At 72.4% G+C, this 16098-nt stretch carries 14 protein-coding genes; 7 read left to right on the plus strand and 7 right to left on the minus strand.

Translation table 11 applies throughout. The annotated features are described in order from the left end of the window. From ACRRSS_RS10320 to ACRRSS_RS10350, 7 genes are all read left to right on the plus strand, one after another. The gene (locus tag ACRRSS_RS10320) at nucleotides 1–711 is read left to right on the plus strand and encodes a TetR/AcrR family transcriptional regulator (protein WP_435970915.1); all 711 of its coding nucleotides are present in this window, start codon (nucleotides 1–3) and stop codon (nucleotides 709–711) included. 176 nt (nucleotides 712–887) lie between these two features. After that, the gene (locus ACRRSS_RS10325) at nucleotides 888–3089 is read left to right on the plus strand and encodes a molybdopterin oxidoreductase family protein (protein ID WP_435970916.1); all 2202 of its coding nucleotides are present in this window, start codon (nucleotides 888–890) and stop codon (nucleotides 3087–3089) included. A 166-nt stretch (nucleotides 3090–3255) separates the two neighbouring features. After that, nucleotides 3256–4746: a CitMHS family transporter gene (locus ACRRSS_RS10330; RefSeq protein ID WP_435970917.1), complete on the plus strand. Its 1491-nt coding sequence runs from the start codon at nucleotides 3256–3258 to the stop codon at nucleotides 4744–4746. Nucleotides 4747–4939: 193 nt separating this feature from the next. Beyond that, nucleotides 4940–5701 (plus strand): hypothetical protein, encoded by a 762-nt coding sequence (locus tag ACRRSS_RS10335; protein WP_435970918.1) that lies wholly within the window; start codon nucleotides 4940–4942, stop codon nucleotides 5699–5701. A 52-nt stretch (nucleotides 5702–5753) separates the two neighbouring features. Continuing rightward, nucleotides 5754–6569 carry a class F sortase gene (locus ACRRSS_RS10340; RefSeq protein WP_435970919.1) on the plus strand — a complete coding sequence of 272 codons (816 nt, stop codon included), beginning with the start codon at nucleotides 5754–5756 and terminating at the stop codon, nucleotides 6567–6569. Between the two features lie 412 nt (nucleotides 6570–6981). Then, on the plus strand, nucleotides 6982–8373 hold the full coding sequence (locus tag ACRRSS_RS10345) for an aldehyde dehydrogenase family protein (RefSeq protein ID WP_435970920.1): 1392 nt from the start codon (nucleotides 6982–6984) through the stop codon (nucleotides 8371–8373). 19 nt (nucleotides 8374–8392) lie between these two features. Next, complete coding sequence (locus ACRRSS_RS10350; RefSeq protein WP_435970921.1) at nucleotides 8393–9481, plus strand: Zn-dependent alcohol dehydrogenase; 1089 nt, start codon at nucleotides 8393–8395, stop codon at nucleotides 9479–9481. Between the two features lie 108 nt (nucleotides 9482–9589). Here the strand turns inward: ACRRSS_RS10350 and ACRRSS_RS10355 are convergent, their stop codons facing one another. Genes ACRRSS_RS10355 through ACRRSS_RS10385 form a run of 7 tightly spaced genes read right to left on the minus strand, consistent with a single transcriptional unit; the run spans nucleotide 9590 to nucleotide 15888 of the window. Then, the gene (locus tag ACRRSS_RS10355; protein WP_435970922.1) at nucleotides 9590–10516 is read right to left on the minus strand and encodes a PDR/VanB family oxidoreductase; all 927 of its coding nucleotides are present in this window, start codon (nucleotides 10514–10516) and stop codon (nucleotides 9590–9592) included. A gap of 29 nt (nucleotides 10517–10545) precedes the next feature. Beyond that, nucleotides 10546–11994, minus strand: a complete 1449-nt coding sequence (locus ACRRSS_RS10360) for a purine-cytosine permease family protein (protein WP_435970923.1) — start codon at nucleotides 11992–11994, stop codon at nucleotides 10546–10548. Beyond that, nucleotides 11991–12344: a Rieske (2Fe-2S) protein gene (locus tag ACRRSS_RS10365; protein WP_435970924.1), complete on the minus strand. Its 354-nt coding sequence runs from the start codon at nucleotides 12342–12344 to the stop codon at nucleotides 11991–11993. Before ACRRSS_RS10365 ends, ACRRSS_RS10360 begins: the two co-directional genes overlap by 4 nt. Next, nucleotides 12341–13324 (minus strand): iron-containing redox enzyme family protein, encoded by a 984-nt coding sequence (locus tag ACRRSS_RS10370; protein WP_435970925.1) that lies wholly within the window; start codon nucleotides 13322–13324, stop codon nucleotides 12341–12343. Before ACRRSS_RS10370 ends, ACRRSS_RS10365 begins: the two co-directional genes overlap by 4 nt. Beyond that, entirely contained in the window at nucleotides 13321–14127 is an 807-nt protein-coding gene (locus ACRRSS_RS10375) for a dihydrodipicolinate synthase family protein (protein ID WP_435970926.1), read from the minus strand. The genes ACRRSS_RS10370 and ACRRSS_RS10375 overlap by 4 nt, the downstream gene beginning before the upstream one ends. 26 nt (nucleotides 14128–14153) lie before the next feature. Next, nucleotides 14154–14720, minus strand: coding sequence for a DUF6190 family protein (locus tag ACRRSS_RS10380; RefSeq protein ID WP_435970927.1), 567 nt, complete (start codon nucleotides 14718–14720; stop codon nucleotides 14154–14156). Continuing rightward, entirely contained in the window at nucleotides 14710–15888 is a 1179-nt protein-coding gene (locus tag ACRRSS_RS10385; RefSeq protein ID WP_435970928.1) for an aminotransferase class I/II-fold pyridoxal phosphate-dependent enzyme, read from the minus strand. The genes ACRRSS_RS10380 and ACRRSS_RS10385 overlap by 11 nt, the downstream gene beginning before the upstream one ends. Nucleotides 15889–16098 lie beyond the last annotated feature (210 nt).

Genomic DNA, 16098 nt, shown 5'->3' on the forward strand with positions numbered 1-16098 from the left:
ATGGTCCCCGTGCCCCAGACCCACCCCCAGACCCCGCCGGCCCTCCGCCGCACCCCGGTGCAGCAGCGCAGCGCCGAGCGGCTCGCCCGGATCCTCGACGCGTGCGCCGTACTCCTCGACGAGACCGGATACGAGCGGCTGAGCACCCGCGCCGTGGCCGCCCGGGCGGGGGTCCCCATCGGCTCCGTCTACCGCTTCTTCGGCAACAAGCGGGCGATGGTCGCCGCCCTCGCACACCGCAACCTCGACGAGTACGCCCGGCGGATCTCCGACCGTCTGGCCGCCGCACCGCTCCTCGACGCCTACGGCGCCATCGACGGCGTCCTCGACGAGTTCATCGCGATGAAGCGCACCGTGCCGGGTTTCGCCCTCGTCGACTTCGGGCTCCCCGCCGCCGCGTCGGTCGAGGCCGCGGGGGAGACCCGGAGTGAGGGTGACGGCCAGGGCGGCGGTGGGGGCGAGGGCGCCGGCTTGGCCGGGAACGCCGTCGAGGACCCCAACCTGCTGGTCGTCGAGCGGATCTGCGCCCTCCTCGCCACCCATCTGAACCGCCCGTCCGACGACGACCTGCGGCGGAAGGTCCTGGTCGGCGTCGAGACGGCCGACGCCCTCGTCCGGCTCGCCTTCCGCACGGACCCCGTCGGCGACCCCGCGATCGTCGACGAAACGCGCCACCTGCTCTACGCGTATCTCGCGCCCTCACTCTCGTAACTCCCCCTCCACCCGCCCCCTGTCGCCCCGCCCGCCGCTGTCGCCTCACCCGCCCCTTGTCGCCCGGCCCGCCCCTTTCGTCCAGGCCTCCCGCAGGCTCCTCCCGCACACCCCTCCCGAACGTGCCTACCGGTCGGTATGCTCGGCGCCACCCGACGCCGCCCCTGGGAGACGCCATGCCCACCGTCCTGCGCATCTGCCCCCTCTGCGAAGCGACCTGCGGACTGACCCTGACGATCGAGGGGACCCGCGTCACCGGCGCGCGCGGCGACCGTGACGACATCTTCAGCCAGGGCTTCATCTGTCCCAAGGGCGCGGCCTTCCCCGAGGTCGACGCCGACCCGGACCGGCTGCGCGGCCCCCTCGTCCGGAAGGACGGGCGGCTCCAGGAGGCCACCTGGGAGGAGGCGTTCGACACGATCGCCGCCGGAATCCGTCCGTTGATCGAGGAGTACGGGCCGGATGCCGTGGGTATCGTCCTGGGCAACCCCAATGTGCACACGATCGCCGGCGCCCTCTACCCGCCCCTGCTGATCGGCGCGTTGCGCACACGGAACCTGTTCACTGCGTCCACGCTCGACCAGATGCCCAAGCACGTCTCCAGCGGCCTGCTGTTCGGAGACCCCTTCGCCGTCCCCGTGCCGGACCTGGACCGCACCGATCACCTGCTGATCCTCGGAGCCAACCCGCTGGACTCCAACGGAAGTCTCTGCACCGCCCCTGACTTCCCCGGCAGGCTCAAGGCGCTCCGCCGACGCGGCGGCACCCTCACCGTCGTCGACCCCCGGCGCACCCGCACCGCACGCCTCGCCGACCGGCACGTCGCGATCCGCCCCGGCGCGGACGCGCTTCTCCTCGCCGCGCTCGTCCACACCCTCTTCCAGGAGGGGCTCACCGACCTCGGCCCGCTCGCCGCCCATGTGGAGGGGGTCGAGGAGGTGCGGGCCGCGGTGCGGGAGTTCACCCCCGAGGCGGTCGCCGACGCCTGTGACGTGGACGCGGACACCATCCGCGCCCTCGCCCGGGAACTCGCCGCCGCGCCCACCGCCGCCGTCTACGGGCGGATGGGCAGCTCCACCGTGGCCCACGGCACCCTCGCCAACTGGCTCGTCGACGTCCTCAACATCCTCACCGGCAACCTCGACCGGCCCGGTGGCGCCCTCTTCCCGCTCTCCGCCACCCTGCCCGCCCCCCGCCCCGCCGGACCCGGCAGGGGCTTCTCCCTCGGCCGCCGGCACAGCCGGGTCTCGCACCATCCGGAGGTCAAGGGGGAGTTGCCGATGGCCGCGCTCGCCGAGGAGATCGAGACGCCGGGGGAGGGGCGCATCCGGGCGCTGATCACGGTCGCCTCCAACCCCGTCCTGTCCGCCCCCGACGGACAGCGCCTGGACCGGGCGCTCGACTCCCTCGACCTCATGGTCGCCGTCGACCCGTACCTCAACGAGACCACGCGCCACGCCGACGTCCTGCTGCCCCCGCCCCCGCCCTCCCGGAGCGCCCACTTCGACTTCGCCTTCAACGGCTTCGCCGTCCGCGACCAGGTCCGCTACTCCCCGGCGGCCGTCCCCCTCGAAGCGGACCGCATGGACGAGTGCGAGATCCATGCCCGACTCGTCCTCGCCGTCTCCGGCATGCACGGTGCCCCGCCGGACGCCGTAGACCGGCTCGCGATCGACACCACCCTCGCCAAGGCGGTGACCCAGGAGCACTCGCCCGCGTACGGCGCGGATCCGAAGGAGTACGCGGCGCGGCTCACCGGGGAGACCGGACCGGAGCGCCGGCTCGACCTGATGCTGCGCCTCGGCCCGTACGGGCTCACCCTGGACGAGCTGCGGGCCCACCCGCACGGCATCGACCTCGGCCCCCTGAAGCCGCGCGTCCCCCAGCTCCTCAAGACCCGCAGCGGACGGATCGAACTGTTCCCCCCGCCGATCGCCGCCGACCTGCCCCGGCTGCGGGCCGCGCTCGACGCCGTACCCGACGAGGGAACCCTCCAGCTCGTCGGGCGCCGCCACCTGCGCTCGAACAACAGCTGGCTGCACAACACTCCCGCCCTCGGCGGCGGCTCGAACCGGTGCACCCTCCAGGTGCACCCCGACGACGCCGCCCGGCTGCGGCTCGCCGACGGCGGACTCGCCCGGGTCAAGGGCGAGGGCGGCGAGCTGGAGGTGCCGGTGGAGGTGACCGACGGGGTGCGCCCCGGTGTGGTGAGCCTTCCGCACGGCTGGGGTCACGACCGGCCGGGCACCCGGCTGACGGTGGCGTCCGCCCGCCCCGGCGTCAACGTCAACCAGCTGCTCGACGGCTCCCGGCTCGACCCGCTGTCCGGCACCGCCGTGCTCAACGGTTTCCCGGTCGAGGTCTCGCCCCTGCGGTGACCCCGAGGTGGCCCCCATCGTGAGCTCGACCGCCACCCCTACCGTGACCTGGGGTTTTGCTCGTATTGCTCACGCGTCAACGTCTTGTTAACGGCAGAAGAGGGCACCTACCGTCATCCGGACCGCCGCTCGGCGGCTGTTCAACGGTGAACGTGAGGTGCCCTCCATGCTGACCGTCCTCGGCTTCGCCATGATCGCGACCTTCCTGGTCCTGATCATGATGAAGAAGATGTCGCCGATAGCGGCGCTCGTGCTGATCCCGGCGTTGTTCTGCGTCGCCGTCGGGCAGGGGGCCCAGCTCGGCGACTACGTCATCGAAGGCGTGGGGAAACTGGCGCCGACGGCAGCCATGCTGATGTTCGCGATCGTCTACTTCGGCGTCATGATCGACGTCGGCCTCTTCGATCCGATCGTCCGGGGCATCCTGCGCTTCTGCAAGGCCGACCCCGTGCGGATCGTGGTGGGTACGGCGGTGCTGGCCGCGATCGTCTCGCTGGACGGCGACGGCTCCACCACCTTCATGATCACGGTCTCGGCGATGTATCCGCTCTACAAGCGGCTCGGGATGAGCCTGGTGGTCATGACGGGCGTCGCCGCCACCGCCAACGGCGTCATGAACACCCTGCCCTGGGGCGGCCCCACGGCCCGCGCCGCGACCGCGCTGAAGCTGGACGCCGGCGACGTCTTCGTCCCGATGATCCCCGCGCTCGGCATGGGCCTGCTGTTCGTCCTCCTCCTGGCGTACGTGCTCGGGCGCCGTGAGCGCAAGCGCATCGGCTACCTCACGCTCGACGAGGCCCTCGTGACCGAGGCCGACACGGTGCTCGTCACGACGGGTGGCGGCGGCGCGGACCTGACCAGGAAGGCGAGCGGTCGCTCCGGCCTCGGCGACGGCTCCGGCACGGGGAAGGGCTCGGGAGACGGTGCGGGAGAGCCCACGGGCGAAGGCAAGGGCGAAGGCAAGGACGGAGGTGCGGGGAGCGGTCCGGACGCGGGTGCGGGCGGGGACCAGGGCTTCCAGGGGCTCGACCCGAACCGGGGGACCCTCCGGCCCAAGCTGTACTGGTTCAACGCCGGCCTGACGGTCGCGCTTCTGGCCGCGATGATCCTGGAACTGATGCCGATCCCGGTGCTGTTCCTCCTCGGCGCGGCGCTCGCGCTCACCGTCAACTACCCGAACATGGCCGAGCAGAAGGCGCGCATCGCGGCCCACGCCGACAACGTCCTCAACGTCTCCGGCATGGTCTTCGCCGCCGCCGTCTTCACCGGTGTCCTGACCGGCACGGGCATGGTCAAGCACATGGCCGACTGGCTCGTCGGCGCCATCCCCGAGGGCATGGGCCCGCACATGGGCCTGGTCACCGGCGTCCTCAGCATCCCGCTCACCTACTTCATGTCGAACGACGGCTTCTACTTCGGCGTGGTGCCGGTCCTCGCGGAGGCGGGCGCGGCCCACGGCGTCTCGCCCCTGGAGATCGCGAGGGCCTCGCTGGTCGGCCAGGCGCTGCACATGTCGAGCCCGCTGGTGCCCGCCGTGTACGTGCTCGTCGGCATGGCGAAGGTGGAGTTCGGCGACCACACCAGGTTCACGGTGAAGTGGGCCGCGCTCACCTCGTTGGTCGTGCTCGCGTCGGGGATCCTCTTCGGAATCATCTGAGACGGAGGCCTGAGACGGAGGCCTGAGGCGGAGGCCTGAGGGGGGTCCGGCCGGAGGTTCGGGGCGGAGTTCTGAGCCGGACGGGCGACTTCGGAGGGTGGCGCGCGCATGGCGCCACCCTCTGTGGCGGTGTTGTGACAGATAGTCCGATTATCGGTTGAACTGTCCGACGAACTCCTCCGGAGGAATCCGCATGACCGCTCGTACCGTCCGTCCCCTCGCTCTGACCGCCGCTGCCGCCCTGACCCTCGGTGGTGCCACCCTCGCGGGCGCGCCTTCGGCGTTCGCCGCGCCCGGGGACAACGGCGACATCAAGATCCACAGGGTCGGCACGCCCTTCACCGACCAGAGGAACGAGCCGAGGGTCTGCAACTTCTACCTCGCCGCCTTCAACTTCGACACGCTCCAGGAAGTCGACTGGGAGATCTCGCGCCAGCCCTCGGACAACGGGCCCGTCCGCTCCGGGGAGCTCACGCTCGCCTCGGGCACGGGGCACACGGCTCCCCTCTCGCTGCCCAACGGGCAGTACAAGCTCGTCTGGACCTTCGAGGGGCAGACCGGTGCGGGCAAGCAGAAGGTCTTCCGGGTCGCGTGCCCCGGTGACGTGATCACCAACCCGCCGCCGACCGGAGGCAACGGCAACGGAGGCGGCAACGGCGGCAGCGGCAACGGCGGCAGCGGCGGCAGCCCGAACGGCACCGGCGCGAACGGCGGCAGCGGCGGCAACAGCAGCTGGAACGGAAGCAGCGGCGGCGACAACTGGAACGGCAATGGCAACGGCAACGGCCGGCCCCCGCAGGGCCCGGTGGGCGCGGGTGGCGGCGGCAGCGCCCAGCTCGCCTCCGAGGACTCCTCGGCCTTCGGCGTCGGTGCGGCCGTCGCCGCCGGCCTCGCCGGTACGGCCGGACTGGTCCTGATCCGCCGCTCGCGCCGCCGCAACGATGGCGCCGCGTAGGTCCTCGCGCCTCACGCGCCGGCGCCGGCGTCTGCTCCGGCTCGCCAGGACCGTGACGGTCGCCGCGGTCCTGGTGGTCGGCGGTTTCTGGTGGGCCGGTGACGAGGAGCCGGCCGGTCCGGCGCTCGCCGCCGGGCCGGCCGACCCCGGCCGGGAGGCCGGGGCGGTCGCGGCGGCCGGCGCCCCGGCCGCCTTGGACCACAAGGCGAAACCGGAGGCGAAACCCGAGGCGAAACCCGGCGGGCCGCCCGAGGCGAGGTCCCCGGTGAGCCCCCACGTGAAGCCCCGGGCGAAGCCCGAGGTCGAGCCCCGGGCCAAGCCGGCGGCGAAGCCCTCCGTGAAGGCCAAGCCGGTGCCGAAGGCCGTACCCGGCCCCCGGCCGTCGCCCCCGCCCAGGCCGCTGGCCCGTTCGCGCCCCACCGTCGTCGCCGTACCGGCCATTACCATCGAGGCCCCGGTGATGGAGCTGGGACTCGACGCTCAGGGGCGGCTGGCGACACCGCCCATCGACGACCCCACCCTCGTCGGCTGGTACGCGAAGGGCGTCACCCCCGGTGAGCGCGGCACCGCCGTCGTCGTCGGCCACCGCGACACCCGCACCGGGCCCGCCATCTTCGTCAGTCTCGACTCGCTCAGCCCCGGCAACACGGTCCGGGTCGCCCGCGCCGACGGCAAGGTCGCCGTCTTCACGGTCGACCGCGTCGTGACGTACTCCAAGGCCGAGTTCCCCGACAAGGAGGTGTACGGCTCCACCGGGCGGCCCGAACTGCGACTGCTCACCTGTGGCGGAGCCTTCGACAGCGGTACGGGCTACGACGCGAACATCGTCGTCTTCGCCCACCTCACCGACATCGCCCAGAAGATCTGACCACCGGGAGCGCCGACAGGGTTCCGACGGACCCAGCCGCTCCGTCGGAACCCTCTCCGCTCCCGGCCTCCCTCCCCGTCCTCACCCTCCCGGCCCTTCCCCTCCCCGCCTCGCCCCGCCGCGTCCGGCGGGCCGCGCCGTCCAGGTGCGTGCCCACCGGACGCGGCGGTGTGTCCGAGGTCGCGTGGGGTCGGGCCGGGTGGGGACGGGCCAGGGGCCCTGTCCAGGTGCCGTTGGCCGGTTCCGGAGCCCGGGGCCTGTCCGGTCCCGCCGTGGACAGGCCCCCTGGCGGGGCGGCACGATCGGCCCGGTACTGAGACGGGGGGCACGTCCCGGAGCCCTGGCGCCCAAAAACTAACAGCGCTAGTTTGGTTCGGACGACGCCCCGGTCGGTCACGTGAGGAGACAGCGGATGAAGGCGCACGACGCGATGTACATCGGTGGGGAGTGGCGCCCCGCGGCCGGCCCCGACACGATCGCCGTCATCAACCCGGCGGACGAGCAGGTCATCGGCCACGTCCCGGCCGGCACCGCCGAGGACGTCGACGCCGCCGTACGCGCCGCCCGGGCCGCCCTGCCCGGCTGGGCCGCGACCCCGCCCGCCGAGCGCGGAGCCCGTATCGCCGTCCTGCGCGACGCGCTCGCCGCCCGCGCGGAGGAGATCGCCGCCACCGTCACCGCCGAACTCGGCGCCCCGCCGCAGCTCGCCGCCGCCGTCCACGCCGGGCTGCCGATCGCCGTGGCGGGCTCGTACGCGGAACTGGCCGCCACCCACCCCTTCGAGGAGAAGGTCGGCAACTCCACCGTCTACGCCGAACCGGTCGGTGTCGTCGCGGCGATCACCCCCTGGAACTACCCGCTCCACCAGATCGTCGCCAAGGTCGCCCCGGCCCTCGCCGCCGGCTGCACGACCGTCCTCAAGCCCGCCGAGGACACCCCGCTCACCGCCCAGCTCTTCGCCGAGGCCGCGCACGAGGCGGGTCTGCCCGCCGGTGTGTTCAACCTGGTCACCGGGCTCGGCCCGGTCGCCGGGCAGGCCCTCGCGGAGCACCCGGACGTGGACCTCGTCTCCTTCACCGGCTCCACCGCCGTCGGCCGCAGCATCGGCGCCCTCGCGGGTGGCGCCGTCAAGCGCGTCGCCCTGGAACTCGGCGGCAAGTCCGCCAACGTGATCCTGCCGAGCGCCGACCTCGCCAAGGCCGTCGCCGTCGGCATCGCCAACGTCATGTCCAACTCCGGTCAGACGTGCAGTGCCTGGACCCGGATGCTGATCCCCGCCGACCGGTACGAAGAGGCGGTGGCGCTCGCGGCCGAGGCCGTCGCCAAGTACGTCCCCGGCGAGCGGGTCGGCCCCCTGGTCAACGCCAAGCAGCAGCAGCGCGTCCGCGGCTACATCGAGAAGGGCGTCGAGGAGGGTGCCCGGCTCGTCGCCGGCGGCCCCGAGGCCCCGCGCGAGACCGGCTACTACGTCTCCCCGACCGTCTTCGCCGACGTCACCCCGGAGATGACCATCGCCCAGGAGGAGATCTTCGGTCCCGTCGTCTCGCTCCTCCGGTACGAGGACGAGGACGAGGCCCTGGCCATCGCCAACGGCACCGTCTACGGCCTCGCCGGAGCGGTCTGGGGCGAGCCCGAGGAGGCCGTCGCCTTCGCCCGCCGCATGGAGACCGGCCAGGTGGACATCAACGGCGGCCGTTTCAACCCGCTGGCCCCCTTCGGCGGGTACAAGCAGTCCGGTGTGGGCCGGGAGCTCGGCTCGCACGGCCTCGCCGAGTACCTCCAGACCAAGTCCCTCCAGTTCTGAGTCCCGAGGAGCACCGCACGTGAGCCCGATCCGCGCCGCCGTCCTGCCCTCCGTCGGCTCTCCGCTGGAGATCACCGGCATCGAACTCCCCGAGCCCGGCCCCGGGCAGGTCAGGGTCCGGCTCGCCGCCGCAGGCGTCTGCCACTCCGACCTGTCGCTCTCCAACGGCACCATGCGCCTGCCCGTGCCCGCCGTCCTCGGCCACGAGGGCGCCGGCACCGTCGTCTCCGTCGGCGAGGGAGTCGACCATGTCGCCCCCGGCGACGAGGTCGTCCTCAACTGGGCCCCGTCCTGCGGAAACTGCCACCCCTGCTCGCTCGGCGAGGTCTGGCTCTGCGCCAACGCCCTGGCGGGCGCCGCGAACATCCACGCCCGCACGGAGGACGGCAGGGAACTCCACCCCGGCCTCAACGTCGCCGCCTTCGCCGAGGAGACGGTCGTCGCCGCGAACTGCCTGCTCCCGGTGCCGGACGGCGTGCCGCTCACCGACGCGGCCCTGCTCGGCTGCGCGGTCCTCACCGGCTGGGGCGCGATCCACCACTCGGCCCGGGTCCGCGAGGGCGAGTCGGTCGCGGTGTTCGGCGTCGGCGGCGTCGGCCTCGCGACCCTCCAGGCCGCCCGGATCGCGGGCGCCTCGACGATCGTCGCCGTGGACGTCTCCCCGGAGAAGGAGGAGCTCGCACGGGCGGCGGGGGCGACCGAGTACGTCGTCGCCTCCGAGACGACGGCGAGGGAGATCCGGAAGCTGACGGGGGGCCACGGCGTCGACGTGGCCGTCGAATGCGTCGGCCGCGCGGTCACCATCCGTACCGCCTGGGACTCCACGCGGCGCGGTGGCCGCACCACGGTCGTCGGCATCGGCGGCAAGGACCAGCAGGTCACCTTCAACGCCCTGGAGATCTTCCACTGGGGCCGCACCCTCGCGGGCTGTGTCTACGGCAACTCGAACCCGGCCGTCGACCTGCCCGTCCTCGCCGAGCACATCCGGACCGGCCGGCTCGACCCCGGGGCCCTCGTCACCGAGCGGATCACCCTGGACGGCATCCCGGGAGCGTTCGACAACATGCTCGCGGGCAAGGGGGGCCGGGCCCTGGTGATCTTCCCCTGAACCGTCGGACCGACGGACCGACGGACCGACGGACCGACGGACCGACGGACCGACCCACGGAACGCGGAAGCCCGTACCGGCCTGCACCCCGGTACGGGCTTCCGCGCTTCACAGGTCCAGGACGAGACGGGCCCCGCGCGAGCGGCCCACGCAGATCATCATCGTCGTGCCGGAGGCCTTCTCGTCCTCGCCGAGGACGGAGTCGTGATGCTCGGGCGTCCCGGCGACCACCTTCGTCTCACAGGTGCCGCACCACCCCTCCTCGCAGGAGTACGCGACACCCGGCACCACCTCGCGTACGGCGTCGAGCAGCGTCCGGCCGGGATCGACCCGCACGGTACGCCCGCTCCGGCGCAGTTCGACGTCGAAGCCCGCCGCGGGTTCGCGCGCGGGCTCCCGCTCCGGCGCCGCCCCGAACCGCTCCGTGTGCAGCGGGCCGGGCCACCGCTCCTCGACCGCCCGCAGCAACCCCTCCGGGCCGCAGCAGTACACGGCTGTCCCGGCCGGCTGCCCGGCGAGGGCGGCGTCCAGGTCGAGCGGCCCCGCCGCGTCCTGCGGGACGAGCGTGACCCCGGGGAGTGCGGAGAGCTCCTCGCGGTACGCCATGGACGCGAGGTTCCGGCCGCCGTACAGCAGCGACCAGGACCCCGGCCGCAGCGCGCGGACCATCGGCAGCAGGGGGGTGATGCCGATGCCTCCCGCCACGAACAGATACCGCTCGGCGGGCACGAGCGGGAAACGGTTGAACGGGCCCCGGACCCCCAGGAGCGTGCCCTTCCCGACGGAGGCGTGGATCTCCTCCGATCCACCCCGGCCGCCGGGCTCCCGCAGCACCCCCAGCCGGTACGTGCTCCGGTCGGCAGGGTCGCCGCAGAGCGAGTAGTGCCGGACGGTCCCGGACGGCAGCGTCACCTCCAGATGGGCGCCGGGCTCCCACGGAGCCAGGTCGGCTCCCGCGGGGTCGCCGAGGACCAGCCCCCGGACGCCTACCGCCTCCTCGATGACCGACCGGACCGTGAGTCGGAACATGGACATGAGTGAGTCACCTCGGTCAGTGAGCGGGGTCAACGGCCCGCGGAGGGGGGCAGCAGCGGCTCCGGCCACACCCGGCACAGCGCCCCGTACAGCGCGGCGGCCACCACGAAGGAGGCCGGCAGGCTCAGGTCGACTCCGCCCGTGAGGCCGGTCAACGGCCCGGTGTACAGCGGGTTGTTGACCCAGAGGACGCCGACGGCCGAGCCGGCCGCGAAGGCCGTGGCGGCCCGCGGGTTGACCCCGCCGGTGTACCAGTACCGGCCGCCCCCGCCCGTCGTGAAGGTGCGCAGCGCCTCCGCGTCGTACCGCCCCCGGTGGAGCACGTATCCGACGAAGAGCACGGCCGCCCAGGGGGCGACGACCGTGAGGAGCAGGGTGACGAACGCCGACATCGCGTCCATGGCGTCGTACACCACCGCCCCGAGGTACAGCACGGCCGCCGCGAGCAGCGCGACCACCGTGGTCACGGCGGCCCGTGAGGAGCGCCAGAACACCGAGTTGGCGGAGAGGCCGGCCGCGTACAGACAGAGTCCGGCCTGCGGGAGGGTGCCCGCGAAGCCGAAGACCACGACGGCGATCGCGAACCAGCCGGGCACCGCGTCCGTCAGGCCCTGGAGCCACGGCTCGTCGGGGACCGGGAAGAGGGTCGTCACGTACGCGCCGGTGAGCAGCGCGGCGAGACTGCTCAGGAACATGGAGATCCCGCTGGCCCGCACGACCCGGCCGGTGGGGGTGGAGGCCGGCATGTAGCGGGTGTAGTCGCCCTGGAAGGTGGCGTACGACAGGGGCACGGTGGCGGAGGCGGTCGCCGCGAGCAGCCAGGTGTGCAGGGTGCTGCCGAGTGCGAGCGTCCCGCCGGTGTACCCCGCGTCGAAGTCCGGGGCGAGGACGAGCACCGTCCCCAGGAGGACCACGCCGCCGGTCACCGCGGTGATCCTGTACGTCCGGACGAGCGTCTCGTGGCCGCGCACGGCGACCAGCGCGACGGCCGCGGCCGTCACGAACATCGCCGCCGTCAGCGCGCCGGGCCCCGTGGGGGTGGAGAGGAGCCGGTGCCCGGCGACCATGACGGCGGTGCCGCCCGTCCACACGGCGATCGCGAAGAAGCCGAGCGCGGTCACGACGGTGATGACGTTGCCGACGACCCGGCCCCGCACACCGAAGTGCGCCCCGCTCGCCACGGGATCGTTGGTGCCGGTACGGACGCCGAAGCGGGCGAGCGGGGCGAGCAGCGCCGTCCCGACGGCGACGCCCACGGCGACGGCGCTCGCCGAGGCCCACCAGCCGAGGCCGAAGACGACGGGGAGCGCGCCGAGGACGACCGTGCCGAAGGAGAACTGCGCGGAGGGCCAGATCCAGCCGAAGTCGCCCGGTTTCGAGGTCCGTTCGGCCTCGGGCACCGGTGCGATGCCGTCGTGGCCGACCGCCGCGCGGGGCGGCGCCACGGCGGGCGCCGCCCCGGTCGGTGTGGTGGTCATGAGGCGCCTCCGGCGGGGCTCTGCCCGGAGTCGTCGCCGGGCAGGACGTCGACCACCCGGATGCCGGCGCACGCCGCTCCGGACAGCCGCTCCCCGCTGGTCAGGTCGAAGGTCGTGTGGTGCAGGGGGCAGGTGATGCGCAGCCTGTCCCCGTCGACCCGGCCGTACTTGAGCCGGCCCCCGCGGTGCGGGCAGACCGCGGCGGCGAGGACCCTGCGGTCGCCCACCTCGACCAGGACCAGCTCCTCGGTCACCTGGCGGACGCTGGGCTCGCCCGAGCCCCGCCGCCTTCCGGCGGGCACGGCCGCCATCCGGCGGTCTCCCGCCTCCCGGCGATCGCCCGCCGTCATGCGACGGTCTCCCGCGCCCGCGCGATCGCCGTCTCGGTGGCCGTCCCGACGATGTCGGAGGCCAGCCGGACGCCCGCCCAGATCTTCGCCAGGTCCGGCTGCTCCAGGGCGCGGATCGCCGTCCGCATGTGACTGCTGTGGTACGAGTCGATGTACAGGTGCTCGGTGTAGTAGGCGTCGTGGGCGATCCCGAGCCGGCGCGCGGCCCGCGCGAAGCTCTGGAAGGCGTAGAGCACGCTGGTCTCGAAGTAGGCGTACGCGCCCAGGAAGTACTGGGGTGAGGGCGCCCGGCTCGCCAGCCAGTTGAACATGTTGACGTAGGCGAAGCACTCCGGCGCCGTCTCGTCGAGGTAGTCGTCGATCCGGAGGCTCAGACCGAGCTCGGTGAGCAGGTCGCGGTAGAGCTGGGAGTGCGCCTTCTCCTCGTTGCCGCAGCCGAGTTCGTCGATGAGGACGCGGAAGACCGCCATCGCCGAGCGGTACGGCAGCCGGGGCACCACCGGGAGCAGCGACTCGGACTCGGTGAGGCCGTCGAGGGCGAACTGCCGCACCACGACCTTGAACTGGTCGAGGGTCGCGTGCTCGGCGAGGAAGGTCGCGCTCTCCGGCAGCGTGGCCTCCTCCTCGGCGAGGAACTCCTTGAGGGCCTGGAGCAGGTCGCCGACCGAGTCGAAGCGGGGTGCGGAGGCCTCGTACGCCCGCGCCTTGGGCAGGATCCAGCGCTCCTCGATCGCGGTCATCGAGCCGTAGTCGCCGAGGTTGGGGACCCGCCGGTAGAGACCGTGCAGTTCGCGCTGCGCGGTCGCGGCCGGGGCGGTGATCGAGTGCGCGGCCACCGGGACGGCGGGGGCGACGGCCGATGAGCCGGCGGACGAGGAGGGGGAGGCGGGAGCGGCGGAGGCGACGGGAGAGTCGGCGGAGGAGGAGGCGGGAGAGGCGGAGGCGGGAGAGGCGGAGGAGGAGGCGGGGGTGCTGCTCATGCCGCCTTCGCCTCCTCGTGGGTGGTGGGGGAGGCGATCACGCCGCGCCGGTGCAGTTCCCTCTTGACCCAGCGGTACCAGTCGTCCTTGAAGACGCCGTACCGCTCGCAGACGGTGTTGATCTCCGCCTGCCGGTCCGGCGTCGGGTCGACCAGCATCGCGTTGCACAGGGAGGGTTCGAGGTTGGCCAGCGGGCCGATGAAGCCGTCGATGCCGCGGGCGTCGACCAGGAGGTTCTCCCAGCCCTCGAAGACCGGGATGCCGGTGCCGGCCTCGGCCATCCTCCGGGTGAAGGCGGCGTCGCCGCTGGACTCCTTGATGCCGACGATGCCCGGGATCTCCTTGCAGATCCGGATCAGGGTCTCGAACTCGATGCGATTGCCCGAGAGCGCCTCCTCGTTGTAGAGGAAGATCGGGACGTCGACGGCCGCGCGGATGGCCTCGTAGTGCGCGACGATCCGGTCCTGCGTCACGTCGGCGCCGAACGGCGTCGTGACCACGACGGCGTCGACCCCGATCGCGGCCGCCGTACGGGCCCGGTCGATCACCGCCTCGGTCCCGGGGAGCTGGATGCCGGCGAGCACCGGCAGGCCGTCCGCGTGCCGGACGGTGTACGTGACGACGTCCTGCCACTGGCGGGCGTCGAGCTTCCAGCCCTCACCGGAGGTCAGGGCCGGCATGAAACCGTTGACCTCGGCGCGGATGTGGTCCAGGAGCCGGACGACGCTCTGCTCGTCGACGACACCGTGCTCGTCGAAGGGGGTGATCAGCGGGACGACGGTCCCGGAGTAGGTGCCAGGCATGAGTTGGGTGCCCTTCGGAAATGGCTTCAGAGGATTTCGGGGACGACCGTCAGCACCAGCGACCGCTGGTAGAGGTCCTCCAGGTACGCCGGGAACGAGGGCTCCTCGCCGAGGGCGGGAGCGTCGGCCGACGCGAGCGGGGCGAGCGGTACGACGGGCAGGTCCGTCCTCCCGGCCAGCCGGGGGCTCGCCGTGTGGAGCACGCCCCGACGGCCGATGACCTGGGCGAGCGCCAGCCGCTCGTGCGGGGGCAGTCCGTCGAGCTCGGGCGCGGTGAAGGCCCGGCGGACGTCGTCCTCGCCGTAACCGACCCGCTCGACGGCCAGGTCGGTGTGGAGGACGTCCATGAAGGGGTAGTACTCGTCCTGCACCCCCCGGTCGTAGCCCCACACGAGGTCGTCGCAGCGGCCGACCTGCTCCCAGCTCATGACGACCCCGCCCGCGTCCCCCGCGGCCAGCCGGCCCGCGAAGAAGGCCTTGGCGGCCACACGGACGGCGTCGTCCTTGCTGTGCATGCCCATGAAGGTCGTGGCGTCGATGAACACCACCGGCTTCGCCACCGGGAACACCACCGGGTCCGCGTCAGGCCGCATAGCGCTCGAGCACCTTCCGCATCCGCTCCATGGCGCCGGCGAACACCTCGGGCTCACGGGCCAGGGCCAGGCGGATGAAGCGCTCGCCCTTCTCCCGGGTGTTCCAGTAGAAGAACGTGCCCGGCAGGACGTACACCTCCTCGTCGAAGAGGACGGCCTGCAGCTGGGTGGCGGTCAGGTGCTCCGCGGTGATCCGGAACCAGGCGACGCTGGTCCCGACGACGGGCTCCTGGAACTCCAGGACGGTGCCGGCGAGGGCGGCCCGGGCGGCGTCGCCGTTGGTCGTGATGATGTCGCGCACGGAGGCGAAGCCGTCGGTGATGGAGTCCTCGACGTACTGCGTGACCATGTTGAGGACGAAGGGCGAGACGTTCAGGAGGACGCTGGTGTGGAGGTTGTAGACCTCCTCCTGGATGTCCCGGCTCGCGGTGATCATGGCGCACTTGGCGTCCTGGATCGGCCAGGTCTTGCCGGTGTCCTCCATGACCATGTACGTGACGCCGGACTCCTCCAGGAGCCGGTAGATGTCCACCCGGCCGATGCCCTCGTCACAGAGCGCGAAGGACGCGAAGCAGAAGTCCATGACGAGGACCTTGTCGTGGTCCACGCAGTAGCGGACCACCTCGCGGAACCCCTCCAGCTTCTCGGCGAGCAGGGTGAACCCGGTCGGGTTGTTGGGGTCGACGAGGTAGATCGCGTCCGCGTCGACCTGATCGACGAGCCGGTCGTAGAGGGTGTCCTTGTCGTGCAGCGCCGACTCGGCCAGCGGGGAGATCGGCACCTGCATGTTGCGGAGCAGGTCGACCAGGTTGTCGAAGCAGGGCTCGACCAGCTGCACCGACTTGCCGCGCTGCTTCAGGAACATGCCGGCGACCATCGTCGACACGCTGGCGGAGTAGGAAAGGAGCGTGCGGTCCATCGCGCGGGCCGTGGGCTGCTGGTGCAGCCGGAAGAAGGCGTCCAGGAACTGGCGCTCGAAGTGCGCCTGCTGCTTCGACTCGGACTCGTGCCACAGCTCGGGGAGCCGCGAGACGATCCGCTCCTGGGAGGAGGACTGACGCTGGTGGGTGTGCGCGTCGGCCAGGTTGAACCGGGTCTTCAGGGCTTCGATCTCGTGCTGGGTGAGGTCGACGAACGTGCTGACGTCTGCCTTGTCGGTCAACGACATGAAGAACTCCCGCTGTCGATACGAATCTCCGTCCGGAATTCCGGCGGCGTGAATGACTGTAGGAGCTTCGGCCGTTCTTGCGAATAACGGCCGGGTCACGCAATTAATAATCACCGCGATGTTCTGAACGCAGAAAAAGGGAACGACGGAAAGGCATTCCGTGAATCGGAATGCCTACCGCCGTTCCCTTTTCGTGGCCCCCCTGCGAGG

The sequence above is a fragment of the Streptomyces sp. Qhu_M48 genome, from assembly GCF_051305195.1.
Taxonomy (GTDB): domain Bacteria; phylum Actinomycetota; class Actinomycetes; order Streptomycetales; family Streptomycetaceae; genus Streptomyces.

Bases quoted from the DNA above. Each gene is read 5' to 3' on its own strand.
- ACRRSS_RS10360 (WP_435970923.1), bottom strand. From the start codon at position 11,994: ATGACCACCACACCGACCGGGGCGGCGCCCGCCGTGGCGCCGCCCCGC.
- ACRRSS_RS10380 (WP_435970927.1), bottom strand. From the start codon at position 14,720: ATGCGGCCTGACGCGGACCCGGTGGTGTTCCCGGTGGCGAAGCCGGTG.
- ACRRSS_RS10345 (WP_435970920.1), top strand. From the start codon at position 6,982: ATGAAGGCGCACGACGCGATGTACATCGGTGGGGAGTGGCGCCCCGCG.
- ACRRSS_RS10355 (WP_435970922.1), bottom strand. From the start codon at position 10,516: ATGTCCATGTTCCGACTCACGGTCCGGTCGGTCATCGAGGAGGCGGTA.
- ACRRSS_RS10325 (WP_435970916.1), top strand. From the start codon at position 888: ATGCCCACCGTCCTGCGCATCTGCCCCCTCTGCGAAGCGACCTGCGGA.
- ACRRSS_RS10330 (WP_435970917.1), top strand. From the start codon at position 3,256: ATGCTGACCGTCCTCGGCTTCGCCATGATCGCGACCTTCCTGGTCCTG.
- ACRRSS_RS10365 (WP_435970924.1), bottom strand. From the start codon at position 12,344: ATGACGGCGGGCGATCGCCGGGAGGCGGGAGACCGCCGGATGGCGGCC.
- ACRRSS_RS10335 (WP_435970918.1), top strand. From the start codon at position 4,940: ATGACCGCTCGTACCGTCCGTCCCCTCGCTCTGACCGCCGCTGCCGCC.
- ACRRSS_RS10385 (WP_435970928.1), bottom strand. From the start codon at position 15,888: ATGTCGTTGACCGACAAGGCAGACGTCAGCACGTTCGTCGACCTCACC.
- ACRRSS_RS10370 (WP_435970925.1), bottom strand. From the start codon at position 13,324: ATGAGCAGCACCCCCGCCTCCTCCTCCGCCTCTCCCGCCTCCGCCTCT.
- ACRRSS_RS10375 (WP_435970926.1), bottom strand. From the start codon at position 14,127: ATGCCTGGCACCTACTCCGGGACCGTCGTCCCGCTGATCACCCCCTTC.
- ACRRSS_RS10320 (WP_435970915.1), top strand. From the start codon at position 1: ATGGTCCCCGTGCCCCAGACCCACCCCCAGACCCCGCCGGCCCTCCGC.